The sequence below is a fragment of the Mycobacterium sp. WUMAC-067 genome (genome assembly GCF_020217485.1).
GTDB lineage: Bacteria > Actinomycetota > Actinomycetes > Mycobacteriales > Mycobacteriaceae > Mycobacterium.
This window is the reverse complement of sequence record NZ_JAEKMI010000105.1, coordinates 1-5,374: the sequence shown is the minus strand read 5'-3', so window position 1 is coordinate 5,374 and position 5,374 is coordinate 1. Positions and strand designations below refer to the sequence as shown.

3 protein-coding genes and 1 pseudogene are annotated in these 5,374 nt (G+C 65.0%); all 4 read right to left on the bottom strand.

Annotation, left to right across the window (positions count from 1 at the left end; translation table 11 throughout):
* Nucleotides 1-506 (bottom strand): annotated as a pseudogene (locus JF781_RS27330) (transposase); the annotation flags it as partial.
* A gap of 184 nt (nt 507-690) precedes the next feature.
* Nucleotides 691-2,442 carry a group II intron reverse transcriptase/maturase gene (gene ltrA, locus JF781_RS27325; protein WP_374109796.1) on the bottom strand — a complete coding sequence of 584 codons (1,752 nt, stop codon included), beginning with the start codon at nt 2,440-2,442 and terminating at the stop codon, nt 691-693.
* A gap of 748 nt (nt 2,443-3,190) precedes the next feature.
* Nucleotides 3,191-4,429 (bottom strand): IS110 family transposase, encoded by a 1,239-nt coding sequence (locus JF781_RS27320; protein ID WP_007172236.1) that lies wholly within the window; start codon nt 4,427-4,429, stop codon nt 3,191-3,193.
* Nucleotides 4,430-4,761: 332 nt separating this feature from the next.
* The gene (locus tag JF781_RS28800) at nt 4,762-5,085 is read right to left on the bottom strand and encodes a hypothetical protein (protein WP_007172237.1); all 324 of its coding nucleotides are present in this window, start codon (nt 5,083-5,085) and stop codon (nt 4,762-4,764) included.
* Nucleotides 5,086-5,374 lie beyond the last annotated feature (289 nt).

Here is a 5,374-nt window from a genome sequence, read left to right as displayed (position 1 = left end):
CACGCTTGCCGAAGGCTTTGGCCTCGTCCTGCCGCTGCGCGGTCAGCCGAGTAATCTCGGTCGCCGAGAGCGCCGCGCCCGTGCCGAGGAAATGCTCCGGCGCCGGGCCGAAATCCCCGCTGGACAGCCCGTGCAGGCACAGCAGCGGCAACACCTCGGTCATCTGCGGCGACTTGCGCGCCCACGCCGGCAAAATCGGGGAGGAAAACCGGCACCGCTCACCGGTGTCAGCGTCGATGCGCTTGTCGTTGACCCGCGGGGCCTTGACCGGCACCGCCCCAGCGGCCGTCAACACGGTCCGCTCCTCGTGGTAGCCGTTGCGCACCACTAGGCGATGCCCATTCTCGTCAACCTGATCGGTGAACTGCGCGATATAGGCCGACTTCGGCCTCCAGCGCCGCCGCAAGCATTTGCCGGGCGCCATCGCGGACGACCTCATCGAGTAACGAGCGACCCGAACCGGTGTTGTCGTTGGACTCGTCGACGTCGTGAACTACCGTGAGCATGGGCGTACCTTCCCAACCAGCGCGCCAACGCCGGTCCTTGATCAGACAAACCGAATTCAGAGCACCCTCGGGAAGGCGGCGCCCCTTCAGGCTGCCTCACCGAGGCTCATGTCGGGTAGGACCGCCGCATTGCTGCGGCGGTCCCCCCTCAGAACCGTACGTGCCAGTCGTCCCGGCATACGGCTCAAGCAAGCCCCGAGGACGTTGCGGGAACTGCGTAATTCGTTGGGCTCCCGCGCAACTTAGCCCGAAGGCTGCGATGGCAGGAGGCGTGTACCAGGTGGGTCTCGTCCAACCGGGCCAGCCGCCCGTGGTGGGTGAGATGCTCGGCGGCGATGGCTCGCTTGACAACTCCTAACCACCACCGTTCCCATTCGGAGGGCGACTGCGGGGGTTGATCGACGGTCAACAAATGATCGCCACACAGCGGGCACCGTCCGTCCTGCTTGGCGAGCAGGCGCAGGTTGTAGCTGTCCAGCGCGGGTTTGACCTTGCGCCGTCGTTCGGCCCAGTAGCTGGCCAATTCCGGGGCGTCGGGAGACGCCCGGCCCGCGACTAGCGTGTGTCGGACGATGTGAGTCCAGGAGAATTTGACCAGACACGCGATGTTTTCACGGCGGTCATCCAACGGCCGTTCGGGATCGCCGAACACCCACTGATCGTTCCTGAACTTGTTGAACCGACCCCAGTGGCGGCGTGCGATCCACTTTTTCGGCTTCTTCGGATGCGGTCGGCGCGCCCGCCCGGAGGTGAGCCGCCACATATAGTGGTCCAGCGAGCTGAAAACCTTGCTGGACACCGCACCTCGATAGTAGGCGGACCATCCCCGGATAATCGGGTTCATCCGGGCGATCACCGCCCTGGCGTTGGAGCCGCGCAGCCTGCGCATCTCCTCGGCCAACCGTTTGCGGATACGCTCGATCGCCTCCGGGCTCGGCTTGATCAACAACTTGCCCGGCCGTCTACCGTGGCGGTAGCAGCGGATGTTGAATCCGAGGAAGCTGAATCCCTCTTCGAGGTGGACGATGCGCGTCTTATCCTCGTTGAAGACCAGACCCCTCGGAGCCAGCCACCGGGCAAGCTGCGCCTTGACGTGTTCGGCCTGCTCACGTGAATGGCAGCAGGCGACCATATCGTCGGCATATCTCACCAGAACCGGGTTGCCCGCTATCGCCGCGCCGGCGTAAACACCGGTCGAACTGCGGTAACGAACTCCCGCGGCCTCCTCCAGGCCATGCAGTGCCACGTTCATCAGCAACGGGCTGATCACCCCGCCCTGCGGAGAACCCTCCTCGGTCGGCGCGAACCCGCCGTTCTCGATCACCCCGGCTTTCAGCCACTTTCGGATCATTTCCTTGGCCGGGAACGACCCCAGCTTGTCGAGTAGCCGAGGATGGTCGATTCTGTCGAACGCGGCCGACAAATCGGCGTCCAGAATCCATGCCCGTTGGGCTCGTGGCCCTTTGAGCGTGAGGAAAAGGGACTGGATCGCATCGGCACAGCTACGGCCCGGGCGAAACCCGTAGGAACGGGCCTCGAACCGAGCCTCCCACTCGGGCTCCAGCGCGTTGCGTACCCGCGCCTGATGACAGCGGTCCATCACCACGGGGATACCGAGCGGACGCTGATTTCCGTTGGCCTTCGGAATATACACACGCCGAACCGGCAAGGGCTCCCACGACGACCGCGAATCATGCACTCGCACCGCAATATTCGCTCTCGCCTCGGGCGACAGGGCAACCTCCCCATCGATCCCGGCCGTTCGACGCCCAGCATTGCGCTGAGTCACCTGTCGCACACTGACCAACGTGTTCGACCAGGAACCCAGCATCAGTTTCTGCAGCGACCGGACCGAGGCCCAGTCCTGCTCCCGCGTCGCCTTGAAGATCCTGCGCCGCAACCTCGCTACGTTTTCCTCATGGACACGCCAATCCACGACGGTCCAATCGAAAACGCCCTCCGGTCCGTTCACCTCTACGGTGTCCAACTTGCCCTTCCGGTTCGCAAGGCCCTCGGTCTCGGTATTTCAAAGGCTCACCTGCCCACGTCAGCGCCCTTTCGAGCCCAGCCACCACGCTGGTATCCGACCGGTTCCCCATGATCGCCGCCCAGGAGGAGCGGCGGCACCACGACCACAGGTCCCGCTGCCTTTCGGCCATCGGCATTCGCTTCTTGAGCATCCTGTTCCCGCCGAGGGATTCCGCCCCTCTCACGATCGGCCTACCGGCCCGAAGGCCGGACCCGACGGGGTTTCCACGTTCCGCGCATACGAGATACGGCCGGGGAGGGCGCCCTCTATACCCCGAGACCAGCGGTGTTCGCACGACCGGCCTGTGGCCTCCGGTCGCCGCTTGCCGCCACTGCCAGCGGCCGGGTCCTATCACCCGGGTTCTCAACCCGTCTTCCCGGGCTTCAAATAACGAGGCGTCATCAAGGGTTCATTCGCATTCGCCCGTCCGGCCTTCCCTCGCCCGGTCGTTCCCCCAGACGGAACGGGGGCCCTTGGGCTTCTTCCCTGAGCTTCGCACGCCCACGGGCAGGACCCGTCGACGCACGTCAGGGCGGGGATCGGTCACGAACACCAACCGAGAACTACGCGACCGGCATCGCCGACCTCCACTCCACGAGCTCACTCACATGCGCGACATCGCGTCGCACCCACAGACCTCCGATCTTGTTAACAGTCAAGCGGCGGCTCGTGTGGGGTGCGTCGGGGGTGGTCGGTATGCCTTGATTGGGTCGTAGGTTTGGCTGGTTTGCAGGCAGTGGTAGAGCTGGCCGAGCATGCGGTTGTAGAGGTGGCGCAGGGCTGCGGGGTGGCGGTCGCCGTGGTCGCGGCGTGTCAGGTAGTGAGCGCGGGTGGGTCCTTCGCAGCCGGCCGCGATGAACGCCCAGACGAATCCGACGGCGGCAAGTCGGTTGTTCTTCACGTGCCGGTGAGTGATGCGGATGCTGCGCCCAGAGGCTTTGGTGACGGGCGCCGACCCGGCGAACGCCTTCAATGCTCGGGCGTCGGCGAATCGTGTTCGGTCGTCGCCGATTTCGGCGAGCAGGCGGGCACCGGTAAGGTCGCCGACCCCCACAAATGAGGTGATGATCCTGTGGTCGGCGTGCTGGGCAAAGGTGGCGGCGGTGGCCTCGCCCAGCCGGTCGACGTTGGCGCACTCAGCGTCGAGGGTGGCCAGCAATGCGACTGCTTGGATACCGAAGGCGTCTTCGACCGGGGCGGGGTGTCGCAGCTGCGGCAGCCGCAGCTGCTGGTGGATTGTCGCCGCGAGCGTGGTCAGGCCGCGTTGGCGTCCGGCGCGGCGCAGGGCGGCGGTGATCTGCGGCTTTGACAGCCGCGCCGCCTTGGCCGGGGTGGCAGCGATGGCGAGCACCGCACGAGCTTCGGGTGCGGTGATTCCGCCGGGACGGTCGGCGAAGGCGTGCAGGAAACCCGGGAAATATTCCCGCAGCAGCGACCGCAGTTCGTTGCCGGCCCGGTTACGCCGCCAGGTGGCGTCCTGGTGGGCACGGGCCAGCACGGTGATCGATTGCGCCAGTTCGGTGTCGGCGGGTAACCGACGATGCTGGTCGATGTCGGTACGCAGGATGTTGGCCAGCGTGACCGCATCGCCGTGGTCAGACTTCTTGCCCGACATCGACGTCCGTTCCCGATAGCGGGCCACCGACATCGGGTTGATCGGGTAGATCGGTCGACCGCTGGCCCGCAACACGGCGACCAGCAACCCGCGCGGGGTCTCGATCGCGACCGGGATCGGATCCTCAGGGTCGTCGTCGGCATCGGCCAGCATGGCGGTCAGTTCGGCGAATCCGGCGACCGACTCGGGGATGCGCCGTCTGGCGACCAGCCGACCGTCGGCATCCACCAGCGCGACGTCATGATGATCCTGGGCCCAGTCGATCCCACACGTGACCATGGACAAATTTACCTCCTTGGTTGTCGAAATGTGTTGGGTGCGTGACCCTTTGTGAGAACGCGCGGCGCCCTAATAGCAAGGCTCTGATGGCCTGACCTCCGATTGAGCCGTTCGCGACCCCAGCAACCCGCACGACCCCCAGTCTTTGTCAGAGCTCAACGGCTCCCCGTCGATGAGGTGTCGATCGTGCAGGCGGGCTCGAACCACGTTCCCCACCCCAACCCCTTCCGAGGAGCAGCCGGTCACGACACGCCGACCTCGCCGTTCTCCCGGCAGGTCTAGCCGACCCCGGTATCGGTCAGGCGTTCCGTCGACACTCGCTGGCCGACCGCTCACTCGGAAGGTCGCAGAGCAGCCGGCGTTCCCGCCTGTGGAAGGGGGTCTAGCCCCGAGTTCTGATCAGGAATCGTCCAGTGCCCTACAAAGCTATTAGGTTCCTGATCATTGCTCCACCGCAGCGCCGTCGGGCGGGTATCACGCTGTCTGGCCAGGCGGTCAAATTCGAGGACCAGGTCCTCGCCGGTGATGCCGCGCGCCACCCGACCGTCGACGCATTTGCGGGTGTGTTCGTCGATGATCGAGACGATCTTTGATCTGGCGGCGGTCAGTGGTGCCATCGAAATGGAAGTCAACAGCCACACCCGCTTCAGGCGCATCTGCGTACCCCGGGCATGGCGCTTTCTGCGCCCGCGTCTCCCCAAGCGAGCGAGCGGGACATTTGACTTGTAGCACCACGTCTACACCCGATACTATCGGTATCCGAAACTGGATGTTCGAGGAAGGGCAGCCTGTCATGGTCGACGGAGACATAGGACAAGGGGCAGTGACCACTGCAAGTGCGGCAAGTGTGGGGTCTCGGTATCCGAGAACCCGGCGGATACGTTTCCCCTTTGGCGAGGGCAGCAAGTATTTCTTCGATGACGACATCATCTTCAGCCACCTGTG